The organism is Williamsia sp. MIQD14, assembly GCF_051025635.1.
Lineage (GTDB): Bacteria > Actinomycetota > Actinomycetes > Mycobacteriales > Mycobacteriaceae > Williamsia_A.
Genome location: NZ_JBPFDG010000006.1, coordinates 1 through 16,726, shown reverse-complemented (window position 1 = coordinate 16,726; position 16,726 = coordinate 1). Strand labels below are relative to the sequence as shown.

The 16,726-nt window shown below is 71.2% G+C and carries 16 protein-coding genes; 12 read left to right on the top strand and 4 right to left on the bottom strand.

The features are described from left to right. Nucleotides 1-3: 3 nt before the first annotated feature. A complete protein-coding gene (locus ACQ7HM_RS20025) occupies nt 4-1,077 on the bottom strand; it encodes an alpha/beta hydrolase (protein WP_434218007.1) in 1,074 nt (357 codons plus the stop codon). Nucleotides 1,078-1,246: 169 nt separating this feature from the next. Here ACQ7HM_RS20025 and mqo point away from each other — a divergent pair, with 169 nt between their 5' ends. The 7 genes from mqo to ACQ7HM_RS19990 all read left to right on the top strand — a co-directional run bounded on the left by mqo (nt 1,247) and on the right by ACQ7HM_RS19990 (nt 10,359). Beyond that, entirely contained in the window at nt 1,247-2,809 is a 1,563-nt protein-coding gene (mqo, locus tag ACQ7HM_RS20020) for a malate dehydrogenase (quinone) (RefSeq protein WP_434218006.1), read from the top strand. A gap of 13 nt (nt 2,810-2,822) precedes the next feature. Continuing rightward, nucleotides 2,823-3,293 carry a GNAT family N-acetyltransferase gene (locus tag ACQ7HM_RS20015; RefSeq protein ID WP_045822466.1) on the top strand — a complete coding sequence of 157 codons (471 nt, stop codon included), beginning with the start codon at nt 2,823-2,825 and terminating at the stop codon, nt 3,291-3,293. Then, nucleotides 3,290-5,392, top strand: a complete 2,103-nt coding sequence (locus tag ACQ7HM_RS20010) for a VWA domain-containing protein (protein ID WP_434218005.1) — start codon at nt 3,290-3,292, stop codon at nt 5,390-5,392. The genes ACQ7HM_RS20015 and ACQ7HM_RS20010 overlap by 4 nt, the downstream gene beginning before the upstream one ends. A 57-nt stretch (nt 5,393-5,449) precedes the next feature. Further along, complete coding sequence (gene cobO, locus ACQ7HM_RS20005; RefSeq protein WP_434218004.1) at nt 5,450-6,067, top strand: cob(I)yrinic acid a,c-diamide adenosyltransferase; 618 nt, start codon at nt 5,450-5,452, stop codon at nt 6,065-6,067. Then, nucleotides 6,061-7,539, top strand: coding sequence for a cobyrinate a,c-diamide synthase (locus ACQ7HM_RS20000; protein WP_434218003.1), 1,479 nt, complete (start codon nt 6,061-6,063; stop codon nt 7,537-7,539). Before cobO ends, ACQ7HM_RS20000 begins: the two co-directional genes overlap by 7 nt. Next, the gene (gene cobA / locus ACQ7HM_RS19995; RefSeq protein WP_434218002.1) at nt 7,515-8,783 is read left to right on the top strand and encodes a uroporphyrinogen-III C-methyltransferase; all 1,269 of its coding nucleotides are present in this window, start codon (nt 7,515-7,517) and stop codon (nt 8,781-8,783) included. The genes ACQ7HM_RS20000 and cobA overlap by 25 nt, the downstream gene beginning before the upstream one ends. A 70-nt stretch (nt 8,784-8,853) precedes the next feature. Beyond that, nucleotides 8,854-10,359 carry an MFS transporter gene (locus tag ACQ7HM_RS19990; protein ID WP_434218001.1) on the top strand — a complete coding sequence of 502 codons (1,506 nt, stop codon included), beginning with the start codon at nt 8,854-8,856 and terminating at the stop codon, nt 10,357-10,359. A gap of 29 nt (nt 10,360-10,388) precedes the next feature. Here the strand turns inward: ACQ7HM_RS19990 and yaaA are convergent, their stop codons facing one another. After that, nucleotides 10,389-11,132, bottom strand: coding sequence for a peroxide stress protein YaaA (yaaA, locus tag ACQ7HM_RS19985; protein WP_434218000.1), 744 nt, complete (start codon nt 11,130-11,132; stop codon nt 10,389-10,391). A 70-nt stretch (nt 11,133-11,202) separates the two neighbouring features. Between yaaA and ACQ7HM_RS19980 the strand changes: the two genes are divergently transcribed. Then, nucleotides 11,203-12,927, top strand: coding sequence for a proline--tRNA ligase (locus ACQ7HM_RS19980; protein ID WP_434218142.1), 1,725 nt, complete (start codon nt 11,203-11,205; stop codon nt 12,925-12,927). On the opposite strand, the gene ACQ7HM_RS19975 is transcribed toward ACQ7HM_RS19980, so the two are convergent. Next, a complete protein-coding gene (locus ACQ7HM_RS19975) occupies nt 12,907-13,341 on the bottom strand; it encodes a DUF4439 domain-containing protein (protein WP_434217999.1) in 435 nt (144 codons plus the stop codon). The genes ACQ7HM_RS19980 and ACQ7HM_RS19975 overlap by 21 nt on opposite strands. Then, nucleotides 13,338-13,928 carry a hypothetical protein gene (locus ACQ7HM_RS19970; protein WP_434217998.1) on the bottom strand — a complete coding sequence of 197 codons (591 nt, stop codon included), beginning with the start codon at nt 13,926-13,928 and terminating at the stop codon, nt 13,338-13,340. Before ACQ7HM_RS19970 ends, ACQ7HM_RS19975 begins: the two co-directional genes overlap by 4 nt. A gap of 202 nt (nt 13,929-14,130) precedes the next feature. Between ACQ7HM_RS19970 and rimP the strand changes: the two genes are divergently transcribed. The 4 genes from rimP to ACQ7HM_RS19950 all read left to right on the top strand — a co-directional run. After that, nucleotides 14,131-14,769 (top strand): ribosome maturation factor RimP, encoded by a 639-nt coding sequence (gene rimP / locus ACQ7HM_RS19965; RefSeq protein ID WP_434217997.1) that lies wholly within the window; start codon nt 14,131-14,133, stop codon nt 14,767-14,769. Beyond that, nucleotides 14,766-15,788: a transcription termination factor NusA gene (nusA, locus tag ACQ7HM_RS19960; RefSeq protein WP_434217996.1), complete on the top strand. Its 1,023-nt coding sequence runs from the start codon at nt 14,766-14,768 to the stop codon at nt 15,786-15,788. Before rimP ends, nusA begins: the two co-directional genes overlap by 4 nt. Before the next feature lie 62 nt (nt 15,789-15,850). Further along, nucleotides 15,851-16,147, top strand: coding sequence for a YlxR family protein (locus ACQ7HM_RS19955; protein WP_434217995.1), 297 nt, complete (start codon nt 15,851-15,853; stop codon nt 16,145-16,147). Between the two features lie 202 nt (nt 16,148-16,349). Then, nucleotides 16,350-16,726 (top strand): translation initiation factor IF-2 N-terminal domain-containing protein (locus tag ACQ7HM_RS19950; protein ID WP_434217994.1); only part of this gene is annotated, 377 nt, incomplete at its 3' end.

The window sequence follows — 16,726 nt, the reverse complement described above, 5'->3', positions numbered from 1 at the left end:
TGGTCACGAGACGCCGCGCGTGGTGCGCGACGATCCCGCGGGTGGGGGTTCGATCGAACGACGGACCGAGAGGGTTGCGGTGTTCTCCGTCAACCACCTCGACAGTTCTGCGTAGGCGACCGCCCGGGGCTCCTCGCGGGAGAGGAACACGTCGTGGCGGGCTCCCTCGATCGGCACCGCGGTCACCCGGTTGCCCAGGCACCCGCTCCAGCGCGCGATCTGCTCGGTGTCGAGAACGGTGTCGGCGGTGTCGATCTCGGGGCGGTAGGGCCCACCGAGGAGTGACCGCGCCGACCGCAGGACCAACGACGGGACGCCGGTGTCGATTCCCCGGTGCAGCGCGGCGTGTCCGCGACGCACCGCGGCGAGGAAACCGAACGTGACGGGGAACCCGCCGAGCGGCTTGAGCTCCAGGTCGTACTCCCACTCGCCGTGGGCACTGACGTGCAGGCTCTCCCCGTAGCCGCCGGGCAGCCGGTTGGGGAGCACACCGAACGGCGCGACCCGGGAGATCGCACGGACTGCCACCGTTCCCCAGCTGCGCAGCGCCGGCGCGCCCTGCAGGTCGAACCACGGGCTGTTGAGGACCTGCCCGGTGATGCGGCCGTGGCGACCCGGATCGGTCGCACGGAGGCGGTCGAGCCACAACGCGGTGATCAACCCGCCCGTCGAGTGCGCCGCGACGACGACCGGTGTGCCCGGGGCGGCGGCGTCGATGATGTCGAGCGCCGCGTCGAGTTCACGGTCGTAGAGCGCGAGATCGGAGACGAAATGCGGGGTGTGCCCGGGCCGCCGCGACCGACCGCACTTGCGCAGATCGAGGGCGTAGAAGTCGTAGCCCGCGTCGGCGAACGCCGTCGCGAGCGGCGCCTGGAAGAAGTAGTCGGTGAAGCCGTGGACGTAGAGCACCGACGGCCGCGGGCCGCCGGGATGCTCGTCGTCGGTGTCGGGTTCGGACCGCAGATGACGCACCAGGGTGGCGGTGACGTCCGTCTCGCCGTCGGGATCGGACCCGAGATCGATGGTCAGTGCCGCGAAATCCGGTCCGAGGACGTCGGGTTCCCAGTCGTGTGCCACGCCCCGACTGTAGTGGCGGTCACGAATTGCGGCCGCGCGGTGACCGCCGTCGGCGATCCGGTGGGTTTTCCCACACCGGCTTATCCCAGGGCACCCTGATGAGGGAGAATGGAATCATTCAACCTGCCGACCGGTAGAAGCGGTCGACGACAAGGGAGTTGAGCAGGACGTGGCCGGCGACAAGAACACACACGACAACCCAGATACGACCAAGACCGACGTCGTGCTCATCGGGGCCGGGATCATGAGCGCCACGCTGGGCGCACTGATCCGGCAACTCCAGCCCGACTGGTCGATCTCGGTGTTCGAGCGCCTCGACGCCGCCGCCGCGGAGAGCAGCGACCCGTGGAACAACGCTGGCACCGGACACTCGGCGCTGTGTGAGCTCAACTACACCCCGCAGGCCGCCGACGGCAGTGTCGACATCTCCAAGGCGATCACCATCAACGAGCAGTTCCAGGTGTCGCGCCAGTTCTGGGCCCACGCCATCGAGAAGGGGATCCTCGACACCCCCTCGGAGTTCATCAACCCCATCCCGCACGTGAGCTTCTGTCACGGCGAGGACGGCGTCGACTACCTGCGCAAGCGGTACGACGCCCTCGCGAGCCAGACGCTGTTCGCCGACATGGAGTACATCGACGACGACGCGCTGTTCGCGAAGAAGCTCCCGCTGATGTCGGAGGGTCGGGACTTCGCCGACCCGGTCGCGCTCAACTGGTACGAGAACGGCACCGACGTCGACTTCGGCGCGCTGACCCAGAAGCTGCTCAACTCGGTCGCCGAGGGCGGTTCGGTCAACTTCGGCCACGCCGTGACCGACCTCGACAAGCAGTCCGACGGCAGCTGGATCGTCAAGGTCGTCAACCTGCGCACCAAGCGCAAGCAGAAGATCCATGCCGGGTTCGTGTTCGTCGGCGCCGGTGGCGGTGCCCTGCACCTGCTGCAGAAGTCCGGCATCAAGGAGGCGCGGCAGTTCGGCGGGTTCCCCGTCTCGGGCGCGTTCTTCCGCTGCACCAACCCCGAACTGATCGACGAGCACCAGGCGAAGGTCTACGGCCGCGCCGCGGTCGGTGCACCGCCGATGTCGGTGCCCCACCTCGACACCCGCGTCATCAACCACAAGCCGGGGCTGCTGTTCGGGCCGTACGCGGGATGGTCGCCGAAGTTCCTCAAGGAGGGGTCGAACCTCGACCTGCTGACGTCGATCACACCGTTCAACGCGTTCCCGATCGCCAGCATCGCGCCGAAGGAGTTCGGACTCCTCAAGTACCTCATCAGCGAGCTCGCGGCCGGCCCTGCCGATCGGGTCAAGACGTTGCAGGAGTTCGTCCCCCGCGCGGTGGGCGGCGACTGGGAGCTGATCACCGCCGGGCAGCGCGTACAGGTCATCCGCAAGAAGGGCCCCATGAACGGGGCGCTCGAGTTCGGCACCGCGGTCGTCAACTCCGCCGACGGCACCATGGCCGGTCTGCTGGGCGCCTCACCCGGTGCGTCGACCGCCGTGCCCGCGATGCTCGACGTCCTCGAGCGGTGCTTCCCGCGCCACTTCGAGAGCTGGAAGCCCGCGTTGACCGACATGATCCCGTCGTTCGGGCAGAAGTTGAACACGACGCCGTCGCTGTTCCGCGAGGTCTGGGACTGGACGTCGAAGGTGCTCGAACTGTCGTCCACACCGGCCGAGCAACCCGTCGCGGGCACCGACCGCCGCGTGGCGGCCCCCACGTCGGTGTGATAGTCACGACCACATGACTGCCACCGCGTCCCTGCACCGCAGCTGGGCTCTCGACCTGGACATCGCCACCTTCTACAAGATCCTGAAACTGCGCGTCGACGTGTTCGTGGTGGAGCAGTCGTGCCCGTACCCCGAACTCGACGGGCTCGATCTCGACACCGACACCCGACACCTCTGGCTCGAGGAGGACGGCGAGGTCGTCTGCACCCTGCGTCTGCTCGAGGAGCACGAGGACGGCAAGTCGTTCCGGATCGGTCGCCTGTGCACCGACCGCGCGCACCGCGGCCAGGGCCACACCACCCGTCTGCTGCGCACCGCGCTCGCCGAGGTCGGTTCGCACGCGTGTCGCATCCACGCGCAGACCTACCTCGTCGACATGTACGCCAAGCACGGCTTCGCGCCCGAGGGCGAGGAGTACCTGCTCGACGGCATCCCGCACGTGCCGATGCGCCGCGGTGGCGGGGAGCCCTGGCAGCCGTCGTGACCTCTCGATCCCACCCGGATCCCGATCGTCACCGCACCACCGGACCCCACGGTGCCCCCGAACCGCTGCGAGCACCCTTCCCGTTCAGCGCGGTGGTGGGCCAGGAGTCGCTGAAGCTTGCACTGATCCTGTGCGCCATCTCGCCCGGCATCGGCGGGGTCCTGCTGCGCGGTGAGAAGGGAACGGCCAAGTCGACGATCGTGCGTGCCCTGGCGCCGCTGCTCCCGGCCGACCCCGTGACGAACACCACCGGACGGGTGGTGGAGCTGCCGATCGGCGCCACCGACGACCGGGTGGTGGGGTCCCTCGACGTGGCGCGCATCCTGCGCGACGGCGACGCCGCGTTCACCCCCGGCCTGCTCTCGTCCGCCGACGGCGGCGTGCTCTACATCGACGAGGTGAACCTGCTCGCCGACCACCTCGTCGACCTGTTGCTCGACGCGGCGGCGATGGGACGGGTCACCGTCGAGCGGGACTCGGTGTCGCACAGCTACGACGCACGGTTCGTGCTCGTCGGGACGATGAACCCCGAGGAGGGCGAGCTGCGACCCCAGCTGCTCGACCGGTTCGGGCTCACCGTCGCGGTGACCGCACCCCGCGACGTCGACGAGCGCGTCGAGGTCATCACCCGCCGCATGGACTACGACGCCGACCCCGCCGGGTTCGCCGCGCGTTGGGCCGAGCGCGACGTCGAGACCGCGGCGGCCATCGCCTCCGCGCGCGCCGCGGTCGAGTCGGTGTCGGTGCCCACGAAGGAGATGCGGCGCATCGCCGCGGTCTGTACTCACCTCGACGTCGACGGACTGCGCGGCGACATCGTCGTGGCCCGCACCGCCCGCGCCCATGCCGCCTGGCGCGGTGCGGCCGCCGTCGACGAGACCGACGTGCGCGTCGCGGTGGAACTCGCTCTGCCGCACCGACGTCGGCGCGACCCGTTCGACGACACCGACATGAGCCGCGACGACCTCGACGCGGCGATGGACACCGCCGCCGAGCAGACCGATCGTGCGCCGTCGGATGCGTCCGGCGGTTCGCCCGACGGCGATCCCGACCCCGACACCGATCCCGACGGGGGACCGGGGTCGCCGCCCCCGGGAGGATCGCCACCACCCTCGGGACGACCGTCCGACGACGCGCCGTCGGCCGTCGACGGTCCCACGCCCGACCACCTGGCCGGGCCACCCGCCGACGCACCCGAACCGTCGGCCGCCCCTCGCGAACCGACCCCGGCCTCGTCGGGACCGGACTCCACAGGATCGGCGCCGACCCCGATCGACCTGTCCGTCGACGACCGCCGCGGCACACTGCGCGCGGGGGTCACCCGCATGATGCGGGTCGCCGGTGTCGGCCACGGTGACCCGGGTCGGCGCTCACCCGCACGGAGCCGACGCGGCCAGACCATCGGCGCGACCGAGACGCTGCACTCCGGTGTGCACCTCACCGCGACCGTCCTCGCCGCGGCCGGTCGTCACCGCGACGACGACCGCCTCACGACCGGCGGCCTCTCCATCACCGCCGACGACCTCCGCGGCGCGGTCCGCGTCGGACGCGAGGGCAACCTCGTCGTGTTCGCGGTGGACCTCTCCGGATCGATGACCGCGCGCCGCCGCCTCGACGCGGTCAGCGGCGCCTGCGCGGCGCTGCTGCGCGACTCCTACCAACGACGCGACCGTGTCGCCGTGGTGGTCCTGCGCGGATCGTCGGCACAGGTGGTTGTCCCGCCGACCCGATCGGTGAGCATCGCCCTGCGGGGGCTGAGCGGTGTACGCACCGGCGGACGCACACCGCTCGCCGAGGGCCTCACCGAGGCCGCCGTGCTCATCGACCGCGCCCGGCACACCGATCCGCGACGCCGTCCGCTGCTCGTCGTGCTCACCGACGGCCGGGCCACCAGCGGTCCCGACGCGACCGGCCGCGCCGCGGCCGCCGCCGACCGACTGCGCCGTCGGGGCGTGAACTCGGTGGTCGTCGACTGCGAGCAGGGCATCGTCCGGCTCGGACTGGCGCGTACGCTTGCCGTTCACCTCGATGCCACCCACGTCACCGTCGACGACGTCACCGCCGACGCGGTCGCCGGAGCCGTGCGCCGGGCCGCCTGACGCCGCGACCGGTCCGACCGCCCGACAGATCCGACCACCCGTGAGAGGAGCGCCCGCGTGCCACAGGGAGTCCCCGCCGTCGTGCCCGACGACGGTCTGACCACGCGTCAACGTCGTAACACCGCGCTGCTCGCGGTCCACACCGGCGACGGCAAGGGCAAGTCGACGGCCGCCTTCGGGATGGCGATGCGCGCCTGGAACGCGGGCATGGACATCGGCGTGTTCCAGTTCGTCAAGAACGCGAAATGGAAGGTCGGCGAGGAGACCGCCATGACCGCTCTCGGTGAGGTGCACGCCCGCACCGGCCAGGGCGGACCCGTCGAATGGCACAAGATGGGGTCGGGCTGGTCGTGGATCCGCCACGGCGACCAGGCCGAGGCCGACCACGCCGACCAGGCCCGCGCCGGGTGGACCGAGATCGCCCGACGACTGCGCGCCGAGACCCACGATTTCTACGTCCTCGACGAGTTCACCTACCCGCTGGGCTGGGGATGGATCGACCTCGAGGAGGTCCTCGAGGTGCTGCGCGAGCGCCCCGGCAAGCAACACGTCGTGATCACCGGGCGTCGCGCGCCGGAGGCACTGGTCGACGCCGCCGACCTCGTCACCGACATGACCAAGACAAAGCACCCCATGGACGCCGGTCGCAAGGGACAGCGGGGCATCGAATGGTGATCCCCGCAATCGTCGTCGCCGCACCGTCGTCGGGTAGCGGCAAGACCACCGTCGCCACCGGACTCATCGGTGCCCTCACCCGTGCGGGCCACCGGGTCGCGCCGTTCAAGGTGGGTCCCGATTTCATCGACCCCGGCTACCACGCCGTCGCGGCCGGACGCCCCGGACGCAACCTCGACCCGAATCTCGTCGGCGCCCACCGCGTCCCCGGCCTGTTCGCCGCCGGCTCCCGCGGGGCCGACATCGCGGTCATCGAGGGCGTCATGGGCCTGTTCGACGGCCGCATCGCCGACGACACCGACGCCGGCGGGGCGATGCCCGAGGGCCACGCCCATGGATCGACGGCCCACGTCGCGGCCCTGCTCGGTGCCCCGGTCGTCCTCGTCATCGACGCCTCGGGACACAGCCAGACCCTCGCCGCCATCCTGCACGGGCTGCGCAGTTTCGACCCGGACGTCGACATCTGCGGCGTCATCCTCAACCGCGTCGGGTCACCGCGTCACGAGCACGTCCTGCGACAGGCGTGCGACCGGGTCGGACTGCCGGTGTTCGCGGTGCTGCGCCGCGCACCGGAACTCGTCGTGCCCTCCCGCCACCTCGGACTCATCCCCGCCGCCGAACACGGCGGTGCCGCGCAGACGGCCGTGGCGGCCATGACCGAACTCGTCGCGGCCACCGCCGACCTGGCCGCCGTCGTCGCCGCGGCCCGGGCCCGTTCGCCCCGACCTGCCACCCCCTGGTCGGCCGACGACGAGATCGCCGGTGCCCGCGAGCGCCTGCGCCTGTCAACGCCGACCCGGCCGGTGCGTGTCGCCGTCGCCGGCGGAGCCGCCTTCACCTTCGGCTACGCCGAACACACCGAGATGCTCACCGCGGCGGGGGCCGAGGTCGTCACCGTCGACCCGATGCACGACCGGCTGCCGCCGGGCACCGACGCCCTCATCATCGGCGGCGGCTTCCCCGAGGAGCACGTCCACGCGCTGGCCGCGAACACGCCGATGCTCGCCGACGTCGCCGCACACGCGCGCTCCGGACGCCCCGTCCACGCCGAGTGCGCCGGATTGCTCTATCTCGCACAGGATCTCGACGGACACACCATGGCCGGTGTGGTCGACGTGCGTGGGCACTTCGGACCCACTCTCACCCTCGGCTATCGCGACGCGGTCGCGGTGTCCGACTCGATGCTCTTCGCCGCCGGCGACCGCATCACCGGACACGAATTCCACCGCAGCACCGTCGAGGCGATCGGACCGATCGACCACGCGTGGGCCTGGCGCAAGGCCGGTGTCGCGTGCCGCGACGGGGTGGCCTGCGGCTCGGTGCACGCGTCGTACCTGCACACCCACCCCGCGGGCGCCCCCGACTCGGTGGCGCGACTCATCGCGGCCGCCGCCGCGGCGGCCGAGGGTGAGGACCGTCACGCCGGCGACGTCGGTACGGTTCTGCCATGCCTGGATCAGTCCCTGACGTGACGGGGCGCGACGCGCACCCCGACGAGGAGCACTACCTCGTCGGGCTCGATCTGCGTGGCCGCCGGGTCGTCCTCATCGGCGGGGGATCGGTCGTGTCGCGACGCCTGGGCACCCTCGCCGCGAGCGGCGCCGACATCCACGTCATCGCCCTCGACCCCACGCCGACGGTGGAGTCGTTCCCCGGCATCACCGTCACCACCCGGGCCTACCGCCCCGGCGATCTCGCCGGCGCCTGGTACGCCCTGGCCTGCACCGACGACCCGCAGGTGAACGCCGAGGTCGTCGCCGAGGCCGAGGAACGCCACATCTTCTGTGTCCGCGCCGACGACGCCCGCCACGGCACGGCGGTCACCCCGGCCTCGGTCCAGCACGACCGCCTCAATATCGGGGTCCTGGCCTCGGGTGATCACCGACGGTCAGCACGTATCCGTTCGGAGATCGCGCAGGGACTGCTCGACGGCTCGCTCGGCACGCCCTCGCAGGGCAGTCACCCCGCGGGGGTCGCGCTGGTAGGCGGGGGACCCGGCGACCCCGAGCTCATCACCGTGCGCGGGCGCCGACTGCTCGCCGCGGCCGACGTCGTCGTCGCCGACCGCCTCGCCCCGCCCGCCCTGTTGGCCGAACTCGCCCCGTGGGTCGAGATCATCGACGCGGCCAAGGTGCCCTACGGGCGGGCCATGAAGCAGGAGGCGATCAACGACGCCCTCGTCGACAACGCCCGCGCCGGCAAGTTCGTCGTCCGTCTCAAGGGCGGCGACCCCTACGTCTACGGACGCGGCTTCGAGGAACTCGCCGCATGTGTGCAAGCAGGCATCCCGGTGACGGTTGTGCCCGGCATCACCAGCGCCATCGCCGCGCCGGCCGCCGCGGGCATCCCGGTGACCCATCGCGGGGTCACCCACGAGGTGGTCGTCGTGTCCGGGCATCTGCCGCCCGGACACCCCGAGTCGCTCGTCGACTGGTCGGCGCTGGGGCGGCTCAAGGGCACCCTGGTGCTGATGATGGCCGTCGAACGCCTCGAGCAGTTCACCGAGGCGCTGATCACCGGCGGACGCGACCCGCAGACCCCCGTCGCGGTGATCGAACAGGGCTCCATGCCGGGGCAGCGGCGTCTCACCTCCACTCTCGCCGCCGTCGCCGACGACGCCCGCGGTCAGTCGGTACGACCGCCGGCGATCGTGGTCGTCGGTGAGGTCGCGGCCTTCGACGCCGCGAGCGGGACGCTGGGGCGCGTCGGCGTCTGACCCCTGCCCGGCCGCACCCGGCGCGCTCGGATTTCCGCGCCACGACCGACGACCGGTAGCGTCGGAGGTCATGACCGCCGATTCGACGACCCGTGCGCCGAGCGTCGGGCAATCCCGTGTGTTCGGCTGGCCCATCTTCGTCCTCGGTGGCATGCAGCTGCTGGTGGTCCTCGACGGCACCGTCGCGGCCCTCGCCCTGCCCCGTATCCGTGACGCGCTCGGACTGAGCGAGTCCAGCGGCAACTGGATCATCACCGCCTACGTCATCGCCTTCGGCGGTCTCATGTTGCTCGGCGGACGCCTCGGCGACACCTTCGGGCGCCGCAAGATGTTCGTCTTCGGCGTCGCCGCCTTCACCCTCACCTCGCTGCTCTGCGGCCTCGCGTGGGACGAGGCGAGCCTCGTGGTGGGTCGTGCCCTGCAGGGCGCATCGGCGGCCGTCGCCGCACCGACCGCGATGGCGTTGGTGACCACCACCTACGCGCCCGGTAAACCCCGGAGCCGAGCCTTCGCGGTGTACGCCGCGATGAGCGGTATCGGATCGGTCGCCGGACTCATCGTGGGCGGTGCGCTCACCGAGGTGTCGTGGCGACTGGTCTTCCTCATCAACGTCCCCATCGGCCTGCTCGTCGTCGTCGGGGCCGTCGCGTTCCTCGCCGAGTCACAGGGCAGCCGCCTCGCCCTCGACGTCCCCGGCGCCGTCCTCGCGACCGCGGGTGCCTCGCTGCTGGTGTTCGCCGTCAACGAGGGTCCCGGGGGATGGGTACGACCGATCGTGCTGATCCCGGCCGTCCTCGCGATCGCGGCCTGGATCGCGTTCGTCTTCGTCGAACGCCGGGCCGAGAACCCCATCCTCCCGTTCTCCCTGTTCCGCAACCTCAGTCGTGTCGCCGCGCTGGTGTCGATCCTGCTGTCGGGCGCGATCCTCATGACGATGGCGGTCTACATCGCCCTGTTCCTGCAGGGGATCATCACCTACACGCCGCTGCAGAGCGGCCTGGCCGTCGTGCCGTTCGCGTACGGCCTCGGCGTCGGTGCGTTCCTCGCGTCGCGGCTCGCGCAGCGGGTGCAGTGCCGGTGGATCGTCGTCGTGGGCGGCGCCTGCATCCTCGGTGGCTGCCTCTACGCGGCGAGCATCGCGACCTCGTCGCCGAGCTACTTCCCGTCGATCTTCGTCCCGGTCATCGTGATCGGCTTCGGCGTCGGTGTCGCGTCGATCCCGCTCACCCTCGCCGCGGTCGCAGGCGTCGGTGTCAACGAGGTCGGTCCGGTCACCGCCATGGTGCAGGTCGGTCAGAACCTCGGCGGCGGTATCGGTCTGGTCATCGTCGGCGCCATCGTCACCTCGCGGACCCTGTCGCTGGGCGGGACCACCGCGCCCGTCGTGGACATGAACCCCTCCCAGCTCGACGCCCTGGCCAACGGTTACGGCCTCGCGTTCGTCTGTGCGTCGGCGATCGCCGTGCTCACCGGCCTGGTGGTGCTCTTCATGCGGTTCACCGTCGACGAGGTCGCGGAGGGACAGTTGGCGCAGAAGGCCGCCAACGAGGGCGGCCCGGTCGAGACCACCGCCTGACTCCGATGACCGCCGCCGACCCCCACGGGTCAGTCGGTGAGGATGATCAGTTCGCGGTCGGAGGCGATCTCAGTGCGTTGCCCCCCGTCGGCGACCACCGACGCCAGCGACGAGATGTCACGCACCATTCGGCGGGTGGAGACGAGCGTCCGCGCCATCACACCCTTGTGGTGCTTGTTGAAATGACTGACCACGCTGCGTGACCCGTCGGCGTTCTCGGTCAGGACGGTCACCTCGATCGACCCGGGGACCGGGCCCAGCGCCCGATAGCCCCCCGACCGCAGATCGATCACGAGGTCGGTGTCGAGCTCCTCCAGCGCGGCGGACAGGTCCGGCTTCCACTGCGACGCCAGTGTCCCCAGACCCGGCAGTCGCGACGCCGCCGAGAGTCGGTAGGCGGGGATCGGGTCGCCCGCGCGGACCACGCCGAACAGCGCCGACCCGACCGCGAGCCGGTCGCGTGCCTTCGTCGTCGATGCGCGGGTGAGCCCTCCGACGTCGAGGGCGTCGTAGAGGACGCCGGTGTAGCGCTCGATCGCCGGGCGGGTCGGTGAGGTGAACAGCGTGGCGTTGCGCGCGACCTCGTCGAGCTGGGTGCGACCGAGCCCCAACGCGACGGCACTTGCCTCGGGGTCGTGGGCGAGATCGACCAGGGCGTCGGCCAGGCGCTGCCGGACGGGGGTCAACGCGGGGAACGACAGGGCGCCGAGATCGAGAGGGGCGCCACGCCCTCCGTCGGACTTGGTCTCCGACGGCGGCAGGATGATGAGCACGATCGACCACGCTAGCGGCCGACGCCGGCGGTCCGGCGAGCAACTAGGCTGACTCCCCGTGATCACCCGTATGTCGACCCTGTTCCTGCGCACCCTGCGCGACGACCCCGCCGATGCGGAGGTGCCGAGCCACAAGCTGCTCGTGCGCGCCGGATACGTGCGGCGCGTCGCGCCCGGCGTGTACAGCTGGCTGCCACTGGGTCTGCGGGTGCTGCGCCGGGTCGAGAACGTCGTCCGCGAGGAGATGAACCGCATCGGTGCGCAGGAGATCTCGCTGCCCGCGCTGCTGCCGCGGGAGCCGTACGAGACGACAGGTCGGTGGACCGAGTACGGCGACGCGCTGTTCCGGCTGAAGGACCGTCGCGGCGCGGACATGCTGCTGGGCCCCACACATGAGGAACTCTTCGCGCAGCTGGTGAAGGGGGAGTACTCGTCCTACAAGGATCTGCCCGTCACGCTCTATCAGATCCAGACGAAGTACCGCGACGAGGAACGACCCCGCGCCGGGATCCTGCGCGGCCGCGAGTTCGTGATGAAGGACTCCTACTCCTTCGATCTCGACGAGGCGGGCACCAAGGCCTCCTACGACGCCCACCGCGAGGCCTACCAGGCGATCTTCGCCCGTCTCGGCGTCCGCTACGTCATCGTCGCGGCCACCTCCGGCGCCATGGGCGGTAGCGCGTCGGAGGAGTTCCTCGCCGAGAGCGAGGTGGGTGAGGACACCTACGTCCGCTCACCGGAGTCGGGATACGCCGCCAACGTCGAGGCCGTCGTCACCCCCAGCCCGCCGGCGATCCCGATCGAGGGCCAGCCCGAGGCGACGGTGTACGAGACCGGTTCCACCCCGACCATCGCGACCCTCGTCGACTGGGCGAACGCCACCCTCGACCGACCCGTGACCGCCGCCGACACCCTGAAGAACGTGATGGTGAAGGTCGGCGTGCCGGGCAAGGAACCCGAGATCGTCGGCGTCGGCGTCCCCGGCGACCGCGAGGTCGACATGAAGCGTCTCGAGGCGTCGTTCGAGCCCTCGACCGTCGAACTGCTCGACGAGGCCGACTTCGTCGCCAACCCGTTCCTGGTGAAGGGCTACATCGGTCCGCGCGGCCTGATCGCCCACGGGGTCCGCTACCTGGTCGACCCCCGCGTCGTCGACGGGACGAGCTGGATCACCGGTGCCGACGAGAAGGGCCAGCACGTCGTCGGCCTGGTCGCCGGGCGGGACTTCGTCGCCGACGGCACGGTCGAGGCCGCCGCCATCCGCGACGGCGACCCGTCACCCGACGGGACCGGCACGCTGGTGTCGGCGCGCGGCATCGAGATCGGGCACATCTTCTCCCTCGGGCAGAAGTACACCGACGCCTTCGAGGTCGACGTGCTCGGCGAGAACGGCAAGCCCGTCCGCCTCATCCAGGGCTCCTACGGCGTCGGGGTGTCGCGGCTGGTCGCCGTCATCGCCGAGCAGACTCACGACGAGAAGGGTCTGTGCTGGCCGGAGTCGGTGGCGCCGTTCGACGTCCACGTCGTCATCGCGAACGCGAAGGACCAGGCCATCGTCGCCGGTGCCCACGAGCTGGCCGCCGACCTCGACTCCTGGGGACGTGAGGTGCTGCTCGACGACCGCAAGGCCTCACCCGGGGTCAAGTTCAAAGACGCCGAACTGCTCGGCACGCCCTACATCGTGGTCGTCGGTCGCGGATTCGTCGACGGCCTCGTGGAGGTGCGCGTCCGTGCGACCGGCGAGGTCAGCGAGGTCCCCGTCGCCGACGTGCGGTCAGCTCTGGGTGCCCGGTGACGCGACCGTCGCCGGCGAGATCCGCAGCACCAGACGCCAGTTCGCGGCCCGTCGCGCGGAGTCGCTGAGCGCATCGACGCCGGCCTGTCGCTGCGACCGGTCGTCGGCGCGTTCGAGCAGCGAACGGTAGGCGCGGGCGCAGTCCTGTTCGGCGGCGAGGACCGCCTGAATGGCGGTCACCGGGTCGGTGATCGAGACGGGTGGGACGTACCCCGCGGCCGGCAGCGGCGCGGCGGCCTTCGCCGCGATCATGAGGCGTTCGAGTTCGTCGCGCCGCGAACGGTGTTCGGCGGTGTAGTCGGCGATGGTGTCGCGGCGGGACGCGGCCGCGTAGGCCACGGCCACCCCGTAGACGAAGACGGCGGCGTTCTCCGCCTCGACCGCGGCGCCGAGGGCGTCGGTGGCCTCACTCATGCGAGCTGCACCTCGATCTCGGCGGTCAGTGCCGCGGCGACCGAACCGAGCATCCCGGCGCGGTAGCCCTGCCCGGCGACGGCGAGACCCGCTGCGGTCGACCGGGCGTCGCTCAGGCGTGCACGCAGATCGTCGACGGTCGCCACCGCGGCCGCCGCGTCGGCCACCGATGGCGCGGAGGATGTCGGTGCGGCCGCGCCGCCCGTCGTCGCGACCGGTGACGGATCGGCGACCACCCCGGAGGTCGAACTGGGCCGTGCGACGTCGGGGGAAAGCCGTGCGATCTCGTCGTTGATCAGCGTGGCGTGGGTCTGGCGCTCGGCCGCGATCACCGTGAGGGCGGCAGCACGGTCGGGTGCCCGGGCGGCGAGTGCGGTCGCCGCCGCCGCATCGACCGAGGCCGCGATCGAGAGCGGTTGCAACTGCTGTGCGATGCGCATGTCCTCGGTCACCTCGGCGCTGTCGCCGCAGGCGGCGAGCCCCGCGGCACCGAGAACCACACCGGTCGACACCACCGCGGTGTTGCGCAGGAGGCCCCGCCGCGTCAGGACGGACCGGGTGAGGAGGGCGGGGTGGAGGACGGTCACAGGCGTTCATACTGCCAGTCGGTTCCCGGTGCCGACCGACGGCGCGGCTGTCGGCCGTGTCGCCTGTCGGGGTCCTCACGCCCGTCCGGCGTGGACCGGAGCACCCCCGTCGGCGGGGTAAACTCACCACTCGCACCACGGTCGCCCACGGCGGCCACGACGCGCAGCACCCTGCGCGACAACTTCAGACGAGGAGGCGCCCATGGCGGATGACAGCCAGGCGATCAGCGTCATGATCTCCCCGGTCGTCGGTGACGCGGGCTTCGAGCTCGACGACGTGACCGTGCACCGTTCCGGCGATCGCAGTGTGGTCAGGGTGACCGTCGACTCCGAGCAGGGCGGCGACCTCGATCTCCTCGCCGACCTCAGTCGCGCCGTCTCCGAGGTTCTCGACGCGGCCGATCCGCCCGTGCTGGGCGCACTGCGCTACACCCTCGAGGTCACCACGCCCGGGGTCGACCGTCCGCTGACCAGGCCCCGGCACTGGCGCCGCGCGCAGGGTCGCAAGGTCGTCGTCGACCTCGTCGACGGGAACGCGATCGCCGGTCGTGTCGGTCGGCTCGGGGACGACGAGTCGACCGTCGACGTCGTCGTCACCGAGCGCGGTCGCAGTACCGTCCGGACCCTGTCGGTCGCCGAGGTCGCGAAGGCCGTGGTGCAGGTCGACTTCGGCCGTGCCACGCGCGACGAACGCCATCTGTGCGGCCTGCCCGAGGAGACCGACTCCCGTGCCCCCGTCGCGGTGTGGGAGGAATCCCCCCGCGACACCGACCCGCACACCGCCACCGACCCACCCTCCGACTCCGTGCAGGCGCCCGACGCCACGAGAGGACACGCATGAACATCGACATCGCCGCACTGCGGATGATCGAGTCCGACAAGGGGATCTCGATCGACACGGTGATCACCGCCATCGAGACCGCGCTGATCACCGCCTACCGCCACACCGAGGGCTTCGCCCAGCACGCGCGGATCGACGTGAACCGCAAGACCGGCGCGGTGCGGGTGATGGCGCAGACCCGCGACGAGAACGACCAACTGATCTCCGAATGGGACGACACCCCCGAGGGTTTCGGCCGCATCGCCGCGACGACCGCCCGCCAGGTCATCTTGCAGCGTCTGCGTGACGCGGAGAACGAGAAGAACTTCGGCGACTACGTGGCGCACGAGGGGCAGATCGTCGGCGGCGTGGTCCAGCAGGACTCCCGGGCCAATGCCCGCGGCATGGTGATCGTCCGGATCGGCAGCGAGGCCACCGGCACCGAGGGCGTCATGCCCTCGGCCGAGCAGGTGCCCGGCGAGACCTACAAGCACGGCGACCGCATCAAGTGCTACGTCGTCGGCGTCGCCCGTGGCGCCCGCGGTCCGCAGATCACCCTCTCGCGCACCCATCCCAACCTCGTACGGAAGCTCTTCTCCCTCGAGGTGCCCGAGATCGAGGACGGTTCGGTCGAGATCGTCGCGGTCGCACGCGAGGCCGGCCACCGGTCGAAGATCGCCGTCCACACCGGCGTCGCCGGCCTCAACGCCAAGGGTGCCTGCATCGGCCCGATGGGTCAGCGGGTGCGCAACGTGATGCGGGAACTGGGCGACGAGAAGATCGACATCATCGACTTCGACACCGACCCGGCGGTGTTCGTCGGCAACGCGCTGTCGCCGTCGAAGGTGGTGTCGGTGACCGTGGTCGATCCGGTGGCCAAGGCCGCCCGTGTCGTCGTCCCCGACTACCAACTGTCGCTGGCCATCGGCAAAGAGGGGCAGAACGCCCGCCTGGCCGCCCGACTGACCGGATGGCGCATCGACATCCGGTCCGATGCCGAGGTCGCGGCCGAGGCGGCGGGTTCGGCGGACCGACCCTGAGGGCCGACACCCCGGCTCGGCGTCGCGGCGTCGGCGATTTGCGGCGGGCGGTAGACTCTCCGATGGTAGAAAAAGCGCTGACGACCACCGGTCCCGTGCGAACGTGCATCGGATGTCGGACGCGAGCCGCGGCCGCAGATCTCGTGCGGGTCGTGGCAGCAGTCGAGCAGGGTGCGCCGGTCGTGACGATCGACCGCACCTCAACCATGCCGGGGCGTGGTGCCTGGCTGCATCACAGTCCGGAGTGCATCCGGGCGGCGGTGCGGCGCAAGGCCTTCGGACCGGCGCTCAGGGTGCCGGGACTCACCGCCGACGCCGACCGTCTCGAGAGAGAGATGGCCGGGAGCGGAGATTCCTGAGCGCGAAGTACAGGCGGTCGCAGGGCGACCGTGGGCACGAGCCGGTCACATCGGTGACCGGTCGAGAGCCGAGGACGCGAGTCCCCGGCAGAACGGGTGGCAGAAGACATGAGCACACCGTGAAGTTCCCACGATGAGCACGTTTCTAACGTAATCCGAGGTCGCAGCGGGCAGCCCGCTCGACCTCCCAGTGAGGAGAGCAGTGGCAGGCAAGGCCCGCGTGCACGAGTTGGCAAAAGAACTCGGCGTCACGAGCAAACAAGTCCTGGCTCGATTGAGCGAGCAGGGCGAATTCGTCAAATCAGCGTCATCCACCGTCGAGGCACCGGTCGCGCGTCGACTGCGTGAGTCGTTCCCGGCCGCCTCCGGCGCGCCCGCGGCCTCGAACGGCTCGGCCCAGAACGGGACGGCCTCGGCCGGCACGGCGACCCCCGCACCGTCTCCCGGTTCGGGCGCCAAGCCCGGTGGCCGCAAGCCGTCCGCACCGAGCCCGGCCTCGGCCGCGGCCGCAGCGGCGCCCGCACCGGCACCGGCTGCCCCGACCCCGGCGGCACCCGCCCCCGCGGCCCCGACACCGTC